Below are 21,634 nucleotides of genomic sequence, written 5' to 3' on the forward strand. Positions count from 1 at the left end.
TCGTGCGCCGGTCGTCTTGTCCTGCACCGCCTCAGGCTCCCGTTTCGTTGTCGATGAAGGCGAAGAGTTCCTCGTCCCCCGCCGCGTCGAAGTCCGCGGTGGCGTCCCCGGCCGCCGCGTCGTCCCCGGCGTCGTACCGGGCGAGCAGCGCGTGCAGCCGGGAGACCACGCGGGTGCGTGTCTCGTCGCCCGGGCCGGTGCCGGCGAGGGCGGTGTCGAGCCGGTCCAGGTCGGCCAGCAGCGTGGCGTGGCCGGCGCCGGTGTCGTCGAAGGCCAGGTGCTCCAGCAGGTGGTCCGTGAGGCGTGCCGCGTTCGGGTGGTCGAAGATCAGCGTGGTCGGCAGCCGCAGCCCGGTGGCCGTGCCCAGCCGGTTGCGGATCTCGACCGCGGTGAGCGAGCTGAACCCCAGGTCGGTGAAGCCCTGTTCGGGGTCGACTGCCCCGGCGGAGGTGTGTCCGAGCACCGTGGCGGCGTGGCCGCGGACGAGGTCGAGCACGGCCTGCCGCCGCTCGGTCGGGTCGAGGCCCGCCAGGCGGGCGGTGAACGACGCGGCGTCCTCGCCCGCTTCGGCCGCGCGCCGCGCGGGCTGCGGGACGAGGGTGTGCAGCAGCGGCGGGACCGCGATGCTGCCCGCACGGGCCCGGAGCGTGGCCAGGTCGAGCCGGGCCGCGACCACATGGGGCCGGCCGGACGCGAGGGCGGCGTCGAGGAGGGCGAGTCCGTCCTCGTCCGACAGGGCCGTGCCGTCGCCGGTCGCGCCTGCGCGGACGTCGTCCGCGAGGTGGCCGGTCATGCCGGTGGCCGTGGCCCACATGCCCCAGCCGACGGAGAGCGCGGTGCGGCCCTGGGCCCGGAGGCGGCCGGCGAGGGCGTCCAGCATCGCGTTGGCGGCGGCGTAGTTGGCCTGGCCGGCGGCGCCGAAGGTGCCGGAGGCGGAGGAGAAGAAGACGAAGGCCCCGGCGTCGGTGAGTTCGGTGAGGTGGAGTGCCGCGTCCGCCTTGGGGCGCAGCACCGTCGTGAGGCGTTCGGGTGTCATCGAGGTGAGGACGCCGTCGTCGAGGACGCCCGCCGCGTGCACGACGGTCCCGATGCGGCGGCCGGCGAGCACCTGGGCGAGCCGGTCCCGGTCGCCGGTGTCGCAGGCCACGACCTCCGCGCGGGCGCCGAGTGCGGCGAGGTCGTCGGCGAGGGCGGCGGCCCCGGGCGCCGCGGGCCCGGAGCGGCTGAGCAGCAGCAGGTCCGTGACGCCGTGCACGGCGGCGAGGTGCCGGGCGACGAGGGCGCCGAGGCCGCCGGTTCCGCCGGTGACCAGGACGGTCCCGGCCGGCAGGAGGGGCGGTGCGGGCGCGTCGCCGTCCGGTGCCGCGTTCGCGGCCGCGGCCCGTACGAGGCGGGGCACATGGGGGGTGCCCTTGCGGAGGGCGGTCTCCGGCTCGCCCGGCAGGAGTGCCTCGGTCAGGCCGTCGAGGCCCGCGTCGGCGTCGATCGTCGCGAAGCGGCCGGGGTTCTCGGAGTGCGCCGTGCGCAGCAGGCCGCGGGCGGCCGCGCCGGGCAGGTCGGTGATGTCCTCGCCCTCGTGGACGGCGACCGCTCCCGAGGTGAGCAGGACGATGCGCGAGGCGTCGAACCGCGGGTCGGCGAGGAGGGTCTGGGCGGCGGCGAGGACGTCGGCGACCCGCAGGTGCACGTCCTCCGGCGTCGCCACGGCCCCCGTGGGCCCGGAGAGCAGGACGGTCTCGGGCACGGTCATGCCGGCGTCCACGGACTCGGTGAGCGCGGCCGTGTCGGCGTGCCACTCGACGGCGTACGTCTCCTCCGCGAGCACGTCGGCGGCGCCGAGGCCGTCGGCGCCGACGACGGCCCACGACAGGGGCGCGCGGCCCGCCGGTGCCGGGGTCCATTCGACGGCGAAGAGCGCGTCGGACGGTCCCTGGGCGGAGGCGAGCTGCGCGGCGGAGACCGGACGGAACTCCAGCGTCTCCACCTGGACGACGGGCGCGCCCGAGGTGTCCACGGCGTCCAGGCGCACCGCGTCGCGGCCGTCGGACCGGCTGATCCTGACCCGCAGTTCGGTGGCGCCCGCGGTGTGCACGGTGACGCCCTGCCAGGCGAACGGCACCCGCACCTCGCCGGTGTCGGCGAAGAGCCGGCCGGCCCCGATGGCGTGCAGGGCCGCGTCGAACAGGGCGGGGTGCAGTCCGAAGCCCGCGCCGTCTCCACGGGCCCCGGCGGGCAGCGCGATCTCGGCGAACACCTCGTCCGTCCGCCGCCAGACGGCGCGCAGCCCCTGGAAGGCCGGACCGTACCCGTAGCCGCCCTCGGCGACGGCGGCGTAGAAGCCCGCCGGGTCGACGGGTTCGGCGTCCCGGGGCGGCCACGGGACGGGCTCGGGGGCGGGACCGGCCGGGGCGGCGCGCAGGGTGCCGGCGGCGTGCCGGGTCCAGGCGCCCTCGTCGCCCTCGGCACGGGAGTGGACGGTGACGGACCGGGCGCCGTCCGCGGCGGTGGTGTCGCCGACGGCGACCTGAACGACGACCGCCCCGTCGCCGGGCAGGGTGAGCGGTGCCTCCAGGGTGAGTTCGTCCAGGTGGGCGAGGCCCGCGGACTCCCCTGCCCGCAGGGCGAGTTCGACGAGGGCGGTGCCGGGCAGCAGGACGGTTCCGAGCAGGACGTGGTCGGCGACCCAGGGGTGGGTGGCGGCCGAGATCCGGCCGGTGAACAGGATGCCGTCGCCGCCGGCCACGGGCACGGACGCGCCGAGCAGGGGGTGGTCGGCGCGGCCGAGGCCCACGGCCGAGACGTCGGCGGGCAGCGCCCGGCGCTCGGGCCAGAAGCGTTCCCGCTGGAAGGCGTAGGTGGGCAGGTCGACGTCGCGGCCCGTGCGGTCCTCCAGGACGGTGGTCCAGTCGACGGGGACGCCGGCGACATGCGCCTCGGCCAGCGCGGTCAGCCAGCGCGTGGCATCGCCCTTGTCCCGCCGCAGGGTCGCCAGCGTGACACCCGGGCGTCCGGACTCCTCCAGCGTCTCCTCGATGCCGGTGGTGAGGACGGGGTGCGGGCTGCACTCCAGGAACACCGACCGGCCGTCGGCCAGCAGCGCGCCGGTCGCCTCGTCGAAGCGCACCAGCGACCGCGTGTTCTCGTACCAGTAGTCAGCGTCCATGACCGCCGTATCGATCCGCCCACCCGTCACCGACGAGTACAACGGAACAGCAGACGACTCGGGCGCCACTGGAGCGAGGTCGGAGAGCAGCCGTTCGCGCAGCTCCTCGATCTGCGGCGAGTGGGAGGCGAAGTCGATCAGGACGCGGCGTGCCCGCACTCCGCGCTCCTCGCACACGGCCGTCAACTCGTCCAGGGCCTCCGGTTCGCCCGAGACGACGGTCGAGCGGGGGCCGTTGACCACGGCGACGGACAGGCGGCCGCCGAACGGCTCCGCCAGCTCGCGGGCCGTCTCCGGACCCGCGGCCAGCGACACCATGCCGCCCCGGCCGGAGAGCGTGCGCAGCGCACGCGCACGCAGGGCCACCACGCGGGCGCCGTCCGACAGCGACAGGCCGCCGGCGACGACCGCGGCCGCGATCTCGCCCTGCGAGTGGCCGACGACGGCCGACGGCACGACACCGGCCGACCGCCACAGCCGGGCCAGCGACACCATCAGCGCCCACAGCACCGGCTGGACGACGTCCACCCGGTCCCACAGCGTCTCGTCGTCGCTCTCCAGCACCTCCGGCAGCGACCAGCCGTCCGTGAACGGCTCCAGCGCCGCCGCGCACTCCGCAAGCGACTCCCGGAACACCGGCGAGAACGCGGCGAGTTCCCGGCCCATGCCGAGCCACTGCGACCCCTGGCCCGGGAACACCAGCACCGGAGCGCCGCCGGAACGGGCCACGCCCCGCACCACGTCGGGGTGTGCCGCATCCCGGGCCAGCGCGCGCAGCGCGCCCGCACGGTCCTGGCCCAGCACCACCGCGCGGTGCTCCAGCACCGCCCGTCCGGTGTGGAGTGCCCAGGCGACGTCGGACGGGTCCGCCTCCTCGCCCGCCAGGGCGGCGAGCCGGGCGGCGGCCCCCTGGAGGGCGCCCGCGCTCCTGCCGGCGAGCAGCCAGGGCGCGGGGGCGGACAGCGGCCGGCCGGAGCCGTCCGGCTCGGGTGCGGGTGCGGCGGGGGCGGCGGGCCGGGGGCCCGCTTCCAGGATCACGTGCGCGTTGGTGCCGCTCACGCCGAACGAGGAGACACCGGCCCGGCGCGGGCGGCCCGTCTCGGGCCACCGGCGCGCCTCGGTCAGCAGCTCGACCGCGCCCTCCGTCCAGTCCACGTGGGGCGTGGGCTCGGACACGTGCAGCGTGGCGGGCAGCACGCCGTGGCGCATCGCCTCCACCATCTTGATGACACCGCCGACACCGGCGGCGGCCTGCGTGTGGCCGATGTTCGACTTCAGCGACCCGAGGTACAGCGGCTCCTCGTCGGACCGGTCCTGGCCGTAGGTCGCGAGGAGCGCCTGGGCCTCGATCGGGTCGCCGAGCGTCGTGCCGGTGCCGTGCGCCTCGACGGCGTCCACGTCGGCGGTGGTGAGCCGGGCCGCGTCCAGCGCGGCACGGATCACCCGTTCCTGCGAGGGGCCGTTGGGGGCGGTGAGGCCGTTGGAGGCGCCGTCCTGGTTGACCGCGCTGCCGCGCACCACGGCGAGCACCCGGTGGCCGAGCCGCTGGGCGTCGGACAGCCGCTCCACGAGGAGCATGCCCACGCCCTCGCCCCAGCCCGTGCCGTCGGCGTCCGCCGAGAAGGTCTTGCAGCGGCCGTTCGACGAGAGCGCGCCCTGGGTGCTGAAGTCGATGAAGACGGCGGGGGTGGAGAGCACGGTGACGCCGCCCGCGAGGGCCATGTCGCATTCGCCCGCACGCAGCGCCTGGCAGGCCAGGTGCAGGGTGACGAGGGAGGACGAGCAGGCCGTGTCGACCGTCATGGCCGGGCCCTCGAGCCCGAAGGTGTAGGAGACGCGGCCCGCCAGGACGCTGCCCGAGGTACCGGTGCCGAGGTAGCCCTCGACTCCCTCGGGCAGCACGGTCATCGTCGATCCGTAGTCGTGGTACATGAGTCCGGCGAAGACGCCGGTGCGGCTGCCGCGCTGCGAGGCCGGGTCGATGCCGGCCCGTTCGAACACCTCCCAGGACGCCTCCAGCAGGAGGCGCTGCTGCGGGTCCATGGCGAGCGCCTCGCGCGGCGAGATGTTGAAGAGCACGGGGTCGAAGCGGTCGGCGTCGCGGACGAAGCCGCCTTCGAGGACGGTCGACCTGCCCGAGGCGTCGGGGGTGGGGTCGTAGAGGTTGGCGATGTCCCAGCCGCGGTTGTCGGGGAACGGGCCGATGGCGTCGGAGCCGTCGGCGACCAGCCGCCACAGGTCCTCCGGGCTGTTCACACCGCCGGGGTAGCGGCAGCTCATCGCGACGATCGCGATGGGCTCGTCGCTGCCGGCCGCCGGGCGCGGGGCGCGGCCTGCGGGTGCGGAGGCCGCGCGGCCCTCGCCCGTCAGGCGGGTCAGCAGATGGGCCGTCAGAGCCTGCGGGGAGGGGTAGTCGAAGACGAGGGTCGCGGGCAGCCGCAGACCGGTCACGGCACCGAGGCGGTTGCGGAGTTCGACGGCGGTCAGCGAGTCGAAGCCCAGGTCCTTGAAGGTGCTGTGGTCCTCGACCGGGTCGGTGGCACCGAATCCCAGCACGCCGGCGGCCTCGGACCGTACGAGGTCGGCGAGGAACGGGACGCGCTCGGCGTCGCCCAGCGCGGCGAGCCGCTCGCCGAGCGGGGTGGCGGCCGCGCCCGGTACGGCACGCGCCGCCGTCCCGGGCCGTGCGGCGCGGGTGACCAGGGTGCGCAGCAGCGGCGGCGCCTGGCCGGCCGGGTCGCTCTCCAGGGCCTTGCGGAATCCGGGGAGGTCGAGGTGGATCGCGACCAGGTGCGGGGTGTCGCCGGTGCGGGCGGCGTCCAGGACGGCCAGCGCCTCGTCGGTGGTGAGGGGTCCGCCCGCGCGGTTGATGCGGGCCCGGCCCGTCTCGTCGAGACCGCCTGAGATGCCGGACGTCTCCGCCCAGAGTCCCCAGCCGACGGAGACGGCGCCCGGCCTGCGGTGGGCGAGGGCGTCGAGCACCGCGTTGGCGGCGGCGTACCCGGCCTGGCCGGCGGAGCCGAAGGTCGCCGAGGCGGAGGAGAAGAGCACGAAGAGCGGGACGTCCCCGACCAGGGCGTCCAGGTGCAGCGCGGACACCGCCTTGGCGTCCAGTACCGCGTCGATCCGCTCCGGGGTCAGGCCGGTGACGACGCCGTCGTCCACGATTCCGGCGGCGTGCACCACTCCGGTCAGCGGACGGTCCTCGGGCACGGTGGCGAGGACCGCGGCCAGCGCGTCGCGGTCGGCCACGTCGCAGGCGACGGCCCGTGCGCGGGCGCCCAGTCCGGCGAGTTCGTCGATGAGTTCGCCGGTTCCGGGGGCCGCGGGTCCGCTCCTGCTCACCAGCAGCAGTTCGCGGACGCCGTGCCGGGCGGCGAGGTGCCGGGCGACCCGGGCGCCCAGGACGCCGGTGCCGCCGGTGACGAGCACGGTGCCGTGGGACGTCGGGCCGTCGGCGGCGGGCGCGGGTGCGGAGGGGGTGGAGCGGGCGAGTCGCGGCACGTGCCACCGGCCGTCCCGCAGTGCGAGCTGCGGCTCGTCGGCGCCGGACGGGCCCGCGGCGGGGACGGTCCCGTCCCCGGGGTCGAGGTCCACCAGGACGAACCGGCCGGGGTGCTCGGTCTGCGCGCTGCGGACCAGGCCCCAGACGGCGGCGCCGGCCGGGTCGGCCGGGGCCGGGCCGGCGGGCGTCGCGCCCCGGGTGAGCAGGACGAGGGTGGAGTCGGTGAAGCGCCCGTCGGCGAGCCAGGCCGTCACGCATTCCAGGGCGCGGTGCGCGGCGGCACGGACGCGGGCGGGCTCGTCGGCGCCGGGACCGGTGCCGGCCGCGCCGGTTCCGGGACCGTCAGCGGCGTCGGACGGCGCGACGGCGTGCACCGCCACGACGGCGGGGACGTCGGGCAGGTCCGCCAGGGCGGCGAGTTCGGCCGGTCCGGCGACGACGGTCCAGGGGCCCTCGCCCGCCGCGCCGTCCGTGGCGGGCAGCGCGGCCCAGCGGACGCGGAAGAGCGTGTCGGAGGGGAGGGAGGCGTCGGCCGCGGCCCCTGCGGGGCGCAGGACGAGAGACGCCACGGAGGCGACCGGCCGGCCCTCCGGGTCGGCGAGGTCGAGGGAGACCGCGTCCGTTCCCGCGGGCGCGAGGCGCACGCGCAGCGCGGTCGCACCGGTCGCGTGCAGGGTCGCGCCGGACCAGCTGAACGGCACCCGGACGGCCTGCCCGGACGTCGTGGGGGCGCCCTCGGGGCTGCGGCCCGGGCCGGCGAGTGCCGCCGCGTGCAGGGCGGCGTCGAGGAGTGCCGGGTGCAGGCCGAAGCCACCGGGCTCCGGGGCAGCGCCCGGGCCGGCGGGTGACGGCAGCGCGACGTCGGCGTACACCGCGCCGTCGGCGCCGAGCCACGCGGCCCGCATGCCCTGGAAGACCGGCCCGTACTGGAGGCCCGCGTCCGCGACGGCGGCGTAGAAGCCGTCCAGGTCCACCGGTGCGGCGTCCTGCGGCGGCCAGGCGGCGAGCGGGGTGCCGGCGGCGGAGGGGGCGGCGGAGAGGATGCCGCTCGCATGGCGCACCCACTCGCCGCCGGGCTCCACGGCTCCCGTCAGGTCGTCGGGGCGGGAGTAGAGGGCGATCTCCCGGGAGCCGTCCGCGAGCGGCGCCCCCACCTCGGCCTGGATGCGGATGCCGCCGCGCTCGGGCAGGACCAGCGGTGTGCCGAGGGTGAGTTCGTCGACGGCGGGGCAGCCGACCTGCTCGCCCGCGTGGAGGGCCAGGTCGAGGAAGGCGGTGCCGGGGACCAGGACCGCGCCGGCCACCCGGTGGTCGGCGAGCCAGGGGTGGGTGGCGCGGGAGAGGCGGCCGGTGAAGACCAGGCCGTCGCCGCCGGCCACGGTGACCACGGCGCCGAGCAGCGGGTGGAGGGTGCCGCGCAGGCCCACCGCTCCCAGCGCGGCCGCGCCGCCGAGGGCCGGCCAGTAGCGCTGCCGCTGGAAGGCGTAGGTGGGCAGGTCGACGCGGAGGGGTGCCCACGGTGCCCAGACGGCGGACCAGTCGGGGTTCACGCCCGTGACGTGGGCGTGGGCGAGGGCGGTGAGCACCGATGCGGTGTCGTCGCGGTCGCGGCGCAGCAGGCAGACGGCGGGCGTGGTGTCGTGCAGGTGCGGCACGAGCGCGGACAGCGTCCCGTCCGGGCCGAGTTCGAGGAAGAACCGCACATCGGTCAGGGACGCGACCGCATCCGCGAACCGCACCGGCTGCCGGATCTGCGACACCCAGTAATCGGGTGTGGCCATGTCCCCGGGCGCGGTGGCGACCAGCGGGATCGACGGAGCGTGATACGTCAACGACTCGGCCACCGACGCGAAGTCGGCGAGCATCGGCTCCATCAGGTGCGAGTGGAACGCGTGCGAGACCGTCAGCCGCTTCACGCGGACGTTCCGCGCGCGCAGCTGCTCTTCGAGCCCGTCGATCGCCTGCGCGTCGCCGGAGACGGTGAGCGAGGTGGGCCCGTTGACGGCCGCGAGGTCCACGCCCTCCGGCAGGTCGAGATCGCCCTCGGCCAGCTCGACCGCGAGCATCGCGCCGCCCTCCGGCAGCGCCTCCATCAGCCGGCCCCGCGCCGACACCAGCGCACAGGCGTCGTCGAGGGAGAGCACCCCCGCGACATGCGCGGCGGCCAGCTCACCGATCGAATGACCGACCAGGACGTCCGGGGTCACACCCCACGACTCGACGAGCCGGTAGAGCGCGACCTCGACCGCGAACAGCGCGGGCTGCGTGTACGCGGTCCGCGCCAGCAGCTCCGCGTCCTCGCCGAACACCACGTCCCGCAAAGGCCGTTCGACATCCACCCGCGCGCACACGGCGTCGAACGCCTCCGCGAACACCGGGAACGCCTCGTACAGCTCCCGCCCCATCCCGACCCGCTGCGCACCCTGACCCGAGAACAGGAACGCGGTCCGGCCCGGCCGTACGGTCCCGGTGAGCACACCGGGGCCGGCCGTGCCCTCCTCGACGGAGCGCAGGGCGGCGGGGACGTCCTCCAGGGCCGAGGCGAGGACCACGGCGCGGTGCTCGTGGGACTGCCGGGTCGCGCCGAGGGACCAGGCGAGGTCGACGAGTGCGGCGGCGTCGCCGTCGGCCGGGGCGTCCAGGAAGCCGCCCAGCCGCGCCGCCTGCGCGGACAGGGCCGGTGCGGAACGTCCGGAGACCGGCAGCGGTACGACGGCGGGGCCGGTGCGGCGTGCGGCGGCGCTCGCGCCGCCGGCCGGGGTGTCCGGCGCCTCCTCCAGGATGACGTGCGCGTTGGTGCCGCTGATGCCGAAGGACGAGACGGCCGCCCGGCGCGGGCGCTCGCCCGGCTCCCAGGGGCAGGGTTCGGTGAGCAGTTCGATGCGGCCGGAGGACCAGTCGACGTGCGGGGTCGGCACCTCGGCGTGCAGGGTGCGGGGCAGGGTGCGGTGGCGCAGCGCCAGCACCATCTTGATGACGCTGGCGACGCCGGCGGCGGACTGGGTGTGCCCGATGTTGGACTTCAGCGAGCCGAGCCGGAGCGGCTGTTCGCGGTCGCGGCCGTAGGTGGCGAGCAGGGCCTGCGCCTCGATCGGGTCGCCCAGCGCGGTGCCGGTGCCGTGCGCCTCGACCACGTCGATCTGGTCGGGGGTGAGGCGCGCGTTGGCGAGGGCGGCGCGGATGACGCGCTCCTGGGCGGGGCCGCTGGGGGCGGTGAGCCCGTTGGAGGCGCCGTCCTGGTTGACGGCGGAGCCGCGGACCACCGCGAGCACGGGGTGGCCGGCGGCCCGGGCGTCGGCGAGCTTCTCCACGAGGATCATCGCCACGCCCTCGGCCATGCCCATGCCGTCGGCGTCGGCGGAGAACGCCTTGCACCGGCCGTCGGAGGCCAGGCCGCTCTGCCGGCTGAACTCGTGGAAGCCGACCGGGTGCGGCATGACCGTGACGCCGCCGACGAAGGCGAGGGAGCAGTCGCCGTTGCGGATCGCCTGGGCGGCCAGGTGCAGGGCGCTCAGCGAGGAGGAGCACGCGGTGTCCACGCTGACCGCGGGACCCTCCAGGCCGAGGGTGTAGGCGATGCGGCCGGAGAGCACGGACGTGGCGGCGCCGGTGAGCTGGTAGCCCTCGGTGCCGGCGAGGCCGGCCTGCATCCCGTTGCCGTAGCCCTGCCCGTTGGTGCCGACGAAGACGCCGGTGCGGCTGCCGCGCAGGGTGCCGGGGTGGATGCCGGCCCGTTCCATGGTCTCCCAGGCCGCTTCCAGGATCAGCCGCTGCTGCGGGTCCATGGCCAGCGCCTCGCGCGGGTTGATGCCGAAGAACGCGGGGTCGAACATGCTCGCCTCGTGCAGGAAGCCGCCCTGGGACGCCTCGGCCGCGGCGACGCCGTCGGCCGCCGCGAGCGGGGTGTCGTCCCAGCCCCGGTCGTCGGGGAAGGGGGTGACGCCGTCGCCGCCGGCGGCGAGCAGCCGCCACAGGTCCTCGGGCGACCGCACCCCGCCGGGGAGGGTGCAGGCCATGGCGACGACGGCCATGGGCTCCGCCTCGCGGGTCCCGGACTCGCGCAGCTGCCGTCGGGTGTCGTGCAGTTCGGCGATCACGCGGCCCAGGTAGTCGCGGAGCTTGCGCTCGGTGGGGCTCGTGGCGGCTTCGTCGGTCATCGTGTTCTCCTGAAGGCCCTCGGGGCGGCGTCGTTCACTTGAGTCCCAGGTCTCTCTCCACCAGGGCGAACAGTTCGTCGTTCGTGGCGTTGCCGAGCCGGTCGGCCAGTGCGGCCGGGCCGGCCGGCCCCTCACCGTCCGGTGCGGTGCCGGCGGACGGGCCGGCGGTGGCTCCCCCGCGGGTGCGGGACAGCAGCGACTCGAGTCGCATCACGATCCGGACCCGGTCGAGGTCGTCGTCCGCGCGGCGGGCGAGCGCCGTTTCCAGCCGGTCGAGTTCGTCCGCCGACGGCAGGGCGTCGGCGGTGCCGTCCGGGGTGTCCGGCAGCAGCAGACCGCCCAGGTGCTCGGCCAGCGCGACGGGTGTCGGCTGGTCGAAGACGAGCGTGGCGGGCAGGGTCAGTCCGGTCGCGGCGGTCAGCCGGTCGCGCAGGGCGACGGCGGTGAGCGAGTCGATGCCCAGGTCGCGGAAGGTGCGGTCGGGCTCGATCTCGTCGGCTCCGGTGTGTCCGAGCGCGACGGCGGCGTGCGTCCGGACCAGGTCGACCACGGCGCGTCCGCGTTCCACCGCGGAGAGCGTGGCCAGCCGGGTGCGCAGTCCTTCGCCGGCCCCGGCCGCCTCGTCCGCCCCGTCGCCGGCCGTCGGGGCGGGCGCCAGGGCGCGCACCTCGGGCAGGTCGGAGAGGAGCCTGCTGGGGCGCAGGGCGGTGAACGAGGGCACGAAGGCCGCCCAGTCCACCTCGGCCGCGGCGACCGCCGCCTCGGGCGCGTCCAGGGCCTGGCGCAGCGCGACCATGGCGGCGGCGGGGCGCAGCAGGGGGATTCCGCGGCGGGCCATCAGGTCGGCGGCGCCGGCGCCGACCATGCCGCCGCCGTCCCACGGCCCCCAGGCGACGGAGCGCACCGGGGCGCCCTGGTGGCCGCGGAGTTCGGCGAGGGTGTCGAGGTAGGCGTTGGCCGCGGCGTACGCGCCGTGGCTTCCGACGCCCCAGACGGCGGAGACGGACGAGAAGTGGACGACGGCGTCGAGGTCCGCGGGGTCGAGGAGTTCGTCGAGGTGGCGTGCGCCGGCCGCCTTGCCGCCCATCAGGCGGGCCAGGTCGGCGACCGTGGTGGCGGCGAGGGGGGCGAGCTCCCCGAGGCCCGCGGTGTGCAGGACGGCGCGGACGGTGACGCCGTCGGCGGTGAGCTCCGCGAGGGTGCGTTCGAGGTCCGCGCGGTCCTCGACGTCGCAGGCGCGGAGGGTGACGCGGGCGCCGAGCGCGGTGAGTTCGGCGGTGAGGCCGGCGGCGCCGGGGGCGTCGGGTCCCCGGCGGCTGAGCAGTACGAGGTGGTCGGCGCCCTCGGCGGCCAGCCAGCGGGCGACGTGGCCGCCGACGGCTCCGGTGCCGCCGGTGATCAGGGCGGTGCCGGTGGGCCGCCATCCGGTGCCGGGCCGGGCGGGGGCGGTCTCGGCGTGGCGCAGCCGGCGGCCGTAGGCGGCGCGGGCGCGCAGCGCCATCTGGTCCTCGCCGTCCGTGCGGGTGAGGGCGGCCGCGAGCCGGGCGGCGAGCCGCGGGTCGCCGTCCGGTCCGTGGGCGGGCAGGTCGATCAGGCCGCCCCAGTGGCCGGGGTGTTCGAGGGCCGCGACCCGGCCGAGTCCCCAGACGGCGGCCTGGCCGGGGCTGACGGGCGGCTCGCCGTCGCCGGTGCCGACGGCGCCCGCGGTGAGCGTCCACAGCGGGCCGGGGTCGGTGTCGAGGGCGGCGTGCAGGAGGTGGAGGGCGGCCGCGGCGCCCGCGGTGAGCGCCGGGTGTCCGGCGTGGGGCGTCTCGTCGAGGGCGAGCAGGGACACCACGCCCCGCAGCCGTTCGCCGGGGCCGACGTGGTCGCGGATCAGGTCGGCGAGTTCGGCCGCGTCGACGTCCGCCGGGTCGACGAGGAGGAGGTCGGCCTCGCCCTGCCGTGCGGTGAGGGCGGCGCGGCAGAACTCGGCCGTGCCGGCGGCGGAGTCGGGGGCGACCAGCAGCCAGCGGCCGGAGCACGAGGGAGCGAGCTGCTCCTCCAGGGCGTCCCAGGTGACGCGGTACCGCCAGGCGGCGACGGTCTCCTGTTCGCGGGTGTCGCGGTGCCAGGCCGTCAGGGCGGGCAGCAGCGGGGCGAGGTCGGCGGCGGGCAGTCCGGCGGTGGCGGCCACGGCCTCGGTGTCTCCGTCGTCGACGGCCGCCCAGAAGCGGGACTCGGCCGGTGAGGCGGCGGCCGTCGGCGCGGCACCGGGGTCGGCGGCGCGGGCCCTGGGCCAGTAGCGGGTGCGCTGGAAGGGGTAGGTGGGCAGGTCGGTGAGGCGGGCGCCGGGCCAGGGCTCCAGTGCGGCGGTGAAGTCCACCGGGGCGCCGAGCACATGGGCTTCGGCCAGGCTCGTCAGCAGTCGTTCCCGGCCGCCCTTGCCGCGGTGCAGGGTGCCGAGGGCGGCGACGGTGCGGCCCGCCTCGGCGGCGGTCTCCTGGACGGCGGTGGTGAGCACCGGGTGCGGGGAGACCTCGACGAGGAGGGTGTGGCCGTCGCGGAGGGCGGCGGTGGCGGCGCGGTCGAAGCGGGCGGTCTCCCTCAGGCCGGTGAACCAGTAGTCGGCGTCGGCGCCCGCGGTGTCGAAGCGGTCGCCGGTCAGGGAGGAGTAGAAGGGGACGTCGGAGGTGCGGGGTGTGCTGCCGACGGCGGCTAGGGCCGCGGTGACGGTGGTGCGGACGGCCTCCATCTGCGTGGAGTGCGCGGCGTAGTCGAAGGGCAGCCACTGGGTGCGCACGCCGTCGGCGGTGAGCCGGCCGTCCAGTTCTTCGAGGGCGGCCGGCTCGCCGGAGACCACGGCCGAGCGGGGGCCGTTGACCAGGGCGAGGGAGATCCGGCCGGTGTACGGGGCCAGGTGCTCCTCGGCCCGGTCGGCGGGGAGCGCGACGGCCAGCATCCGTCCCTGGCCCGCGACCCGGGTGAGGGCCTTGGCGCGCAGGGCGACGAGGGCGGCGCCGTCGGCCAGGGGCAGTGCGCCGGAGACGACGGCGGCGGCGATCTCGCCCTGGCTGTGGCCGATGACCGCGGACGGGGTCACGCCGTGCGCCCGCCACACCTCGGCGAGCGACACCATGATCGCCCACAGCAGGGGCTGGACGACGTCCACGCGCTCCAGGTCCGGGGCGCCGGGGCGGCGGCGGAGCACGTCGGCGGGCACGAAGTCGACGTGCGGGGCGAGGGCGTGCGCGCACTCGTCGAACCGGGCCGCGAACACCGGTGACTCGTCGAGGAGTCCGGCGGCCATGCCCTCCCACTGGGTGCCCTGGCCGGGGAAGACGAACGCCACCTTCGGGGTGGTGTCGCGTCCGGTGACGGCGGCCGGGTGGGGCCGGTCGGCGGCCAGGGCGCCGAGGGCGTCGAGGAGGCGGTCGCGCCCTCGGCCGACGACGACGGCGCGGTGCTCCATGGGGGTGCGGGCGGTGGCCAGGGTGTACGCGGCGTCGGCGTCCCGGGCGGGTGCGTCGCCGTCCCCGGGGAGGCCGGCCAGGTGCGCGTGGAGCGCGGCGGCCTGGGCCCGCAGGGCGGCGGGGGTGCGGGCGGAGAGCACGAGCGGGAGCGCGGGCGTGGTGTCGGAGTCCTCGGCCGTGGCATGTGCGGGGAGGGTTCCGGTGTCCTCGGGGGCCGGGGCCCGGAGGGCGCCCGTGTCCTCGGGGGCCGGGGCCTCCAGGACGACGTGGGCGTTGGTGCCGCTGACGCCGAAGGAGGAGACGCCCGCGCGGCGCGGGCGGCCGGTCTCCGGCCAGGGGCGGGCCTCGGTGAGGAGGGCGACGTCCCCGGCGGACCAGTCGACCTTGGTGGTCGGCCGGTCCACGTGCAGGGTGCGGGGCAGCACTCCGTGACGCATCGCCAGGGCCATCTTGATGATGCCCGCGATGCCGGCGGCGGCCTGGGTGTGGCCGATGTTGGACTTCACGCTGCCGGTCCACAGCGGTTCGGCGCGGTCCTGGCCGTAGGCGGCGAGCAGCGCCTCCGCCTCGATCGGGTCGCCGAGCGCGGTGCCGGTGCCGTGCGCCTCGACCGCGTCCACATCACCGGGTTCGAGGCCCGCCGACGCCAGCGCGGCGCGGATCACCCGCTGCTGCGCGGGGCCGCTGGGTGCGGAGAGGCCGTTGGAGGCGCCGTCCTGGTTGACGGCGCTGCCGCGCAGCACGGCGAGGACCGGGTGGCCGTTGCGGCGGGCGTCGGAGAGGCGTTCCAGCAGCAGCATGCCGGCGCCCTCGCCCCAGCCGGTGCCGTCGGCGCCGTCGGCGAAGGCCTTGCAGCGGCCTTCGGGCGCGAGGCCCCCGAGGGTGCCGAACTCGGTGAACGGGCCGGGGGTGGCCATCACCGACACGCCGCCGGCCAGGGCCAGCGAGCATTCGCCGTCGCGCAGGGCGCGCAGGGCGGTGTGGACGGCGACCAGGCCGGAGGAGCAGGCCGTGTCGACGGTCAGCGCGGGTCCCTGGAGGCCGAGGGTGTAGGAGAGCCGGCCGGACAGGACGGCGCCGGTGACGCCCGCGGTCAGGTGGCCCTCGACGTTCTCGCCGGAGCCGAGGAGCAGGTATCCGTAGTCCTGTCCGTTGCTGCCGACGAAGACGCCGGTGTCGCTGCCGTGCAGGGAGCCGGGGGCGATGCCGGCCCGTTCGGCGGCCTCCCACGCGGTCTCCAGCAGCAGCCGCTGCTGCGGGTCCATGGCCAGCGCCTCGCGGGGCGAGATGCCGAACATGGCGGCGTCGAATCCCGACACGTCGTCGAGGAAGGCGCCGAAGCCGGCCGCGGGGGCGTCGCCGGCCGCTTCGAGGAGCGCGCCGAGGTCCCAGCCGCGGTCGGTGGGGAAGGGGGTGACGGCGTCCTCGCCGCGGGCGATCAGCTGCCAGAAGTCCTCCGGGGTCCGCACTCCGCCGGGGAAGCGGCAGCCGATGCCGACCACGGCGACGGGGTCGTCGTCCGGGCCGGCCGGGCGGGCCGCGGCCGCCGGCGGGGCCGGGGCCGGGGACGTCCCGCCCAGGCGCTCCGCGAGGTGCGCGCCGAGGGCCCCGGGCCGGGAGTGGTCGAAGACCAGGCCCGCGGGGAGGGTCAGTCCGGTCGCGGCGGCCAGCCGGTCGCGCAGTTCGACGGCGGTGAGCGAATCGACGCCCAGGTCGCGGAAGGGGGTGCGGACGCCGACGGAGTCGGCGGAACGGTGCCCGAGCACGGCGGCGGTCGTCTCGCGGACCAGTTCGACCAGGGGGGCGGGGCGGTCGTGCGGCGGCTGCGCGGCCAGGGTCCGGGCCCAGCCGGCGCGGACGGCCGCGGGGTCGCCGGCGCCCGCGGCGGCGGTCTCTGCGGCGGTGTCGGCGGCCCCCGGGATCTCGCCGAAGAGGCGGGTGGCCCGGGAGACCTGGAAGGCGGGCGCGAAGCGCTGCCAGTCGATGTCGGCGACGACCAGGGTGGTCTCGTCGCGGTCGAGGGCGGCGGCCAGCGCGGCGGTCGCCTGCGCGGGTGCCATGGGCGTGAGGCCGCGCCGGGCGAGGTGTGCGCGGACGTCCTCGTCCGCGGCCATGCCGGACTCGTCCCAGGGTCCCCAGGCGACGGACGTGGCGGGCAGCCCGGCGGCGCGTCGCCGTTCGGCCAGGGCGTCGAGGTGGGCGTTGGCGGCGGCGTACGCGCTCTGCCCGCCGCTGCCCCAGACGCCGGCGACGGAGGAGAAGAGCACGAAGCGTTCGACGCGGCCCGGTTCGGCGAGGAGTTCGTCCAGGACCTCGGCGCCGCGGACCTTCGCGTCGAGGACGGCGGCGAAGGTGTCGGGGCCGGTGGTCTCCAGCGATTCGGTGCCGGTCACTCCGGCGGCGTGCACGACCGTGCGGACGTCGTGCTCGGCGAGGAGGGCCGCCACGGCGGCCTTGTCGGTGACGTCGCAGGCGACCGCGGTGACCCGGGTGGCGGGCGCGAGTTCGGCGGCCAGCGCGGCCACGCCGGGCGCCTCGGGACCGCGGCGGCCCGCCAGCACGACGTGGGCGGCGCCCCGTTCGGCGAGGAGCCGCGCGGTGCGGACGCCGAGCGCGCCGGTGCCGCCGGTGACGAGGACGGTGCCCTCGGGGCGCCAGGGGCCGGTGCCGTCCGCGGCGGCGGCCGGGGCGGGAACGATCCGCCGGGCGAAGGCACCCGACGGGCGCAGGGCGGTCTGGTCCTCGCCCGTGGTGCCCGCCAGGAGGGTCACGAGGAGGGCGGCCGACGTCGCGTCGAGCGTCTCGGGCAGGTCGACGAGTCCGCCCCATCGGCCGGGGAGTTCGAGGGCCGCGACCCGTCCGAACCCCCAGAGCGCGGCCTGGCGCGGGCTCAGGACGCGCTCGGCGGGCCCGACGGCGACGGCACCGCGGGTCAGGGCCCACAGCGGTGCCTCGATCCCGGCGTCGCCGGCGGCCTGGGTGAGCGCCAGGGTCCGGGTGAGGCCCGCGGAGAGCGCGGGGTGGGCGCCGGCCGGGAGGTCGTCCATGCCGATCAGCGACACCACGCCGGTGTACGGGCCGTCGGCGGCGGACTCCTTCAGGAGCTCGGCGAGCCGGCCGCGGTCGGCCGGGGCGTCGAGGTCGACCGCCACTTCGGTGACCTGCGCGCCGGCGGCACGGAGCGCCGCCGTCACGGCGGCCGGGAGGGCGTCGTGGCCGCCGGTCGCGGCGTGACCGGCCGGTGCCTCGTCGCCGCCCGGTGCGGCGGGCAGCACGGCGAGCCAGTGGCCGGCGGCCGCGGCCGGGGCGAGGCCGGTGAGCGGCCGCCAGGTCACCCGGTAGCGCAGCGAGTCGGCGCGGAGGCGGTCGGTGCTCTCGCGCCGCCAGCGGGTGAGGGCGGGGAGCAGGGGGGTGACGGCGGCCGGGTCGGCCAGGCCCACCGTCTCGGCGAGCAGACCGGCGTCGGCCTCCTCGACGGCGGTCCAGAACCGGTCGGCGGCCGGGTCGGCGGGGCCGGACGCGGCTGCCGGTGCGGCGGGGACGGCGGTTCCGGGCTCCACCCAGTAGCGGTCGCGGTCGAAGGCGTAGGTGGGCAGCGGCACCCGGCGTCCGCCCCAGCAGTCGAAGACGGCCCGCCAGTCGACGGCCGCGCCCGCCGTGTGGGCGGTGGCGAGGGCGGTGAGCAGCGTTTCGGGCTCGGGGCGGCCGGGGCGCAGCGCGGCGGCCACCGCCGGGCCGCCCGCCGCCGTGCCCGCGGCGGGCAGGATGTCGCGGACCGCGGCGGCGAGGGTGCCGCCGGGCCCGAGCTCCAGGTAGACGCCGGCGCCGTGGGCGCGGGTCCAGGAGACCGCGTCGGCGAACCGTACGGTCTCGCGGACCTGGCGGACCCAGTAGTCCGGGGTGCACAGGGTGTCCGTGTCCACGGGGCCGCCGGTCAGGGTGGACACCACCGGCAGGGCCGGCGGGTGGTACGTCAGCGTCCGTGCGACGGCGGCGAACTCGTCGAGCATCGGTTCCATCAGGTGCGAGTGGAACGCGTGGGAGACGGTGAGCCGCTTCACGCGGACGCCGTCGGCCCGCAGCCGCTCCTCCAGTGCGGCGATCGCGTCCGCGTCGCCGGAGAGGGTGACCGAGTCCGGTCCGTTGACGGCGGCGAGTCCGACGCCTTCGGGGAGTTCCAGCGCGTCCTCGCCGGCCTGGACCGCGAGCATGGCGCCGCCTTCGGGCAGCGCCTGCATGAGCCGGCCGCGGGCGGCGACGAGGGTGCAGGCGTCGTCGAGGGAGAGGACCCCCGCGACGTGGGCGGCGGCCAGTTCGCCGACGGAGTGGCCGACGAGATGGTCGGGGGTCGTCCCCCAGGACTCCAGGAGGCGGAACAGGGCGACTTCGAGCGCGAAGAGCCCGGCCTGGGCGTGGACGGTGCGGTCGAGCGCCCCGCCGCCGCCGGCCTCCCCCGCGTCCCCGGCTCCGGCCGCTCCGGCCGCTTCCCCGCCTCCGCGGGTCCGGTCGCCGGGATCGCCCGGGTCGCTTCCCCGGTTCCGGTCGCTCGGGTCGCTCGGGTCGCTTCCGCCGATTCCGCCGTTTCGGTCGCTTCGGTCGCTTCGGTCGTTTCCGCCGTTTCCGCGGCTTCGGTCGCTTCGGTCGCTTCCGTCGCTCCCCTCGCCGAGGACGAGGTCGCGCAGACCGGGCCCCGTGCCCGTGTCCAGGCGCGCGCAGACCGCGTCGAAGGCGTCGGCGAACACCGGGAAGGCGGCGTGCAGTCCGCGGCCCATCCCGGTGCGCTGGGAGCCCTGGCCGGTGAAGAGGAAGACCAGGCGGGCGTCGCCGGCCGCCTCGCCGCGGACGAGGCCCACGGGGCCGCGGCCCTCGGCCAGCGCGGCCAGGCCGGCGGCAAGCTGTGCGCGGTCCCCGGCCAGGACGACGGCACGGTGCTCCAGCGGTGAGCGGGTGGTGGCGAGGGTGCGGCCGATGTCCAGCAGGTCCAGGTCCGGCCGGGCGTCGAGTCCGGCGCCGAGCCGCCGCGCCTGCCCGGCGAGCGCCTCGGCGGTGCGTCCGGAGACCGGGACGGGCACCACGGCCGGGGCCGCGGGGGCGGGGTCCGGGCCGGCGGGGGCGGCACCCGGGACGGCGGACGTGTCTGGCGCGGGGGCGGCGGGAGCCGGGGCGTCGCCGAGGATGACGTGGGCGTTGGTGCCGCTCAGCCCGAACGACGAGACGGCTGCCCGTCGCGGCCGCTGTGCCGCGACCCAGGGCCGCTCCTCGTCCAGCAGCCGGACGGCGCCGGACTCCCAGTCGATGTGCGGCGACGGCTCCGCCGCGTGCAGGGTGCGGGGCAGCACGCCGTGGCGCAGCGCCTCGATCATCTTGATCAGCCCCGCCATGCCCGCGGCGGCCTGCGCGTGTCCGATGTTCGACTTCACCGAGCCCAGCCAGAGCGGCTCGTCCGCCGTGCGGCCCTGGCCGTACGTGCCGAGCAGCGCCTCCGCCTCGATCGGGTCGCCGAGCCGGGTGCCGGTGCCGTGCGCCTCGACGGCGTCCACCTCGGAGGGCAGCAGCCGGGCGTCGGCGAGGGCGGCACGGATCACGGCCCGCTGGGCGCGGCCGTTGGGGGCCGTCAGCCCGTTGGTGGCACCGTCGGAGTTGACGGCGGACCCGTACAGGACGGCGTGCACCTGGTGGCCGCTTGCGACGGCGTCGGAGAGCCGCTCCAGCAGGAGCACTCCCGCGCCCTCGGACCAGCCGGTGCCGTCGGCGCCCGCGCCGAAGGACTTGCAGCGGCCGTCGGGCGAGAGGCCGCCGTGGCGCCCGAACTCGCCGAACATGCCGAGGTCGGCGAGGATCGCGACGCCGGCGGTGACGGCGAGATCGCACTCGCCTCCGTGCAGGGCGCGGGCGGCCTGGTGGACGGCGACCAGCGACGACGAGCAGGCGGTGTCGACGGTGACGGACGGGCCCTCGAGTCCGAAGGTGTAGGAGATCCGGCCGGACAGGACGCTGCCCGCCATGCCGGTCATGAGGTGGCCCTCGGAGCCCTCGGGCGGCCGGGAGCCGCCGCCGTAGCCCGAGGATCCGGCGCCGACGAAGACGCCGGTGCGGGTGGCGCGCAGGGAGAGCGGCGGGATGCCCGCCCGCTCCAGTGCCTGCCACACGGTCTCCAGCAGCACGCGCTGCTGGGGGTCCATGGTGAGCGCCTCGCGGGGGCTGATCCCGAACAGCGCGGCGTCGAAGCGGTCCGCGTCGTCGATGAAGCCGCCCTTGAGGGCGGGCAGCGCGCCGGGTCCGCCGGGCACGCCCCAGCCGCGCGCGGCGGGCAGGTCGCCGATGGCGTCCCGGCCCTCGCGGACCAGTTCCCAGAGCCCTTCGGGGTCGTCGGCCCCGCCCGGGTAGCGGCAGGCCATGCCGACGACGGCGAGCGGCTCGCGCTCGCGGCCCTCCGCCTCCGCGAGCCGCTGCCGCGTCTCGGCGAGGTCGGCGGTGACCCGCTTGAGGTACTGGAGCAGTTTCTGTTCGCCTGCCGCGCCCGGCCCCTGTGCGGGTTCGGTGCGGTCGGCCGTCGGGCGGGAGTTCACGACAGTCCCAGCTCCTTGTCGATGAAGTCGAAGACGTCGGATGCGGAGGCGTCCTCGAGGCGGTCCGCGACGGCGGTCTTCACGCCCGCCGCGTCCGTCTCGCCCTCGGTGACCCGGGCCAGCAGGGCGCGCAGCCGGTCGGCGACCTCGGGGCTGTCGGCTCCGGCCGCGGCGAGCCTGCCGACGGCCGCCTCCAGCCGGTCGAGGCCGGCCAGCACGTCGGCGGTGCCGGCCCCGGCCGGGTCGGTGGACACGGCGAGCGAGGTCCACAGGTGCGCGGCGAGCGCGGCGGGCGTGGGGTGCTCGAAGACCAGGGCTGCGGGCAGCCGCAGCGCGGTCGCCGCGGTGAGCCGGTTGCGCAGTTCCACCGCGGTGAGCGAGTCGAAGCCGAGCTTGGTGAAGGCGTGGTCGGCGGCGACCGCGTCCGGACCGTCGTAGCCGAGGACGGCCGCGGCCTGTGCGCGGACGAGGTCGAGGAGGGTGCGCCGCTGCTCCGGTTCCGGGAGCCGGGCGAGGTCCGCGGCCAGGTCGCGGGGGGCCGCCGCGCCGGCCCGGGTGCGCTCGGCGGGGGCGCGGACCAGGCCGCGCAGCAGCGCGGGCACCGGCTGCCCCTTCGCCTGCTCGCGCAGGCGTGCGAGGTCGAGGGCGACGGGCACCAGATGGGCGTGCGGCAGGGTGCGGGCAGTGTCGAACAGGGCCATGCCCGCCTCCGGGCCGATCAGGCCGGCGGTGGCCGCCCGGTCGCGTTCGCGGCGGCCGAGGCCGCCGGCCATGCCGTCCTCGGTGTC

At 77.3% G+C, this 21,634-nt stretch carries 3 protein-coding genes; all 3 read right to left on the bottom strand.

The window, feature by feature from the left end:
• Positions 1–31: 31 nt before the first annotated feature.
• The 3 genes from IAG43_RS33220 to IAG43_RS35275 are packed head-to-tail and all read right to left on the bottom strand — an operon-like array spanning position 32 to position 21,619.
• On the bottom strand, positions 32–10,825 hold the full coding sequence (locus IAG43_RS33220) for a type I polyketide synthase (protein WP_187744884.1): 10,794 nt from the start codon (positions 10,823–10,825) through the stop codon (positions 32–34).
• A gap of 34 nt (positions 10,826–10,859) precedes the next feature.
• The gene (locus IAG43_RS34835) at positions 10,860–20,846 is read right to left on the bottom strand and encodes a type I polyketide synthase (protein WP_246574839.1); all 9,987 of its coding nucleotides are present in this window, start codon (positions 20,844–20,846) and stop codon (positions 10,860–10,862) included.
• Positions 20,843–21,619 carry a phosphopantetheine-binding protein gene (locus IAG43_RS35275; protein WP_187744984.1) on the bottom strand — a complete coding sequence of 259 codons (777 nt, stop codon included), beginning with the start codon at positions 21,617–21,619 and terminating at the stop codon, positions 20,843–20,845. The genes IAG43_RS34835 and IAG43_RS35275 overlap by 4 nt, the downstream gene beginning before the upstream one ends.
• Positions 21,620–21,634: the final 15 nt, after the last annotated feature.

This window comes from Streptomyces genisteinicus (genome assembly GCF_014489615.1).
In the GTDB taxonomy this organism is placed as follows: Bacteria; Actinomycetota; Actinomycetes; order Streptomycetales; family Streptomycetaceae; genus Streptomyces; species Streptomyces genisteinicus.

Coding starts and splice junctions, on each gene's coding strand:
- IAG43_RS35275 (WP_187744984.1), bottom strand. CDS start 21,619: ATGGCCGGCGGCCTCGGCCGCCGCGAACGCGACCGGGCGGCCACCGCC.
- IAG43_RS33220 (WP_187744884.1), bottom strand. CDS start 10,825: ATGACCGACGAAGCCGCCACGAGCCCCACCGAGCGCAAGCTCCGCGAC.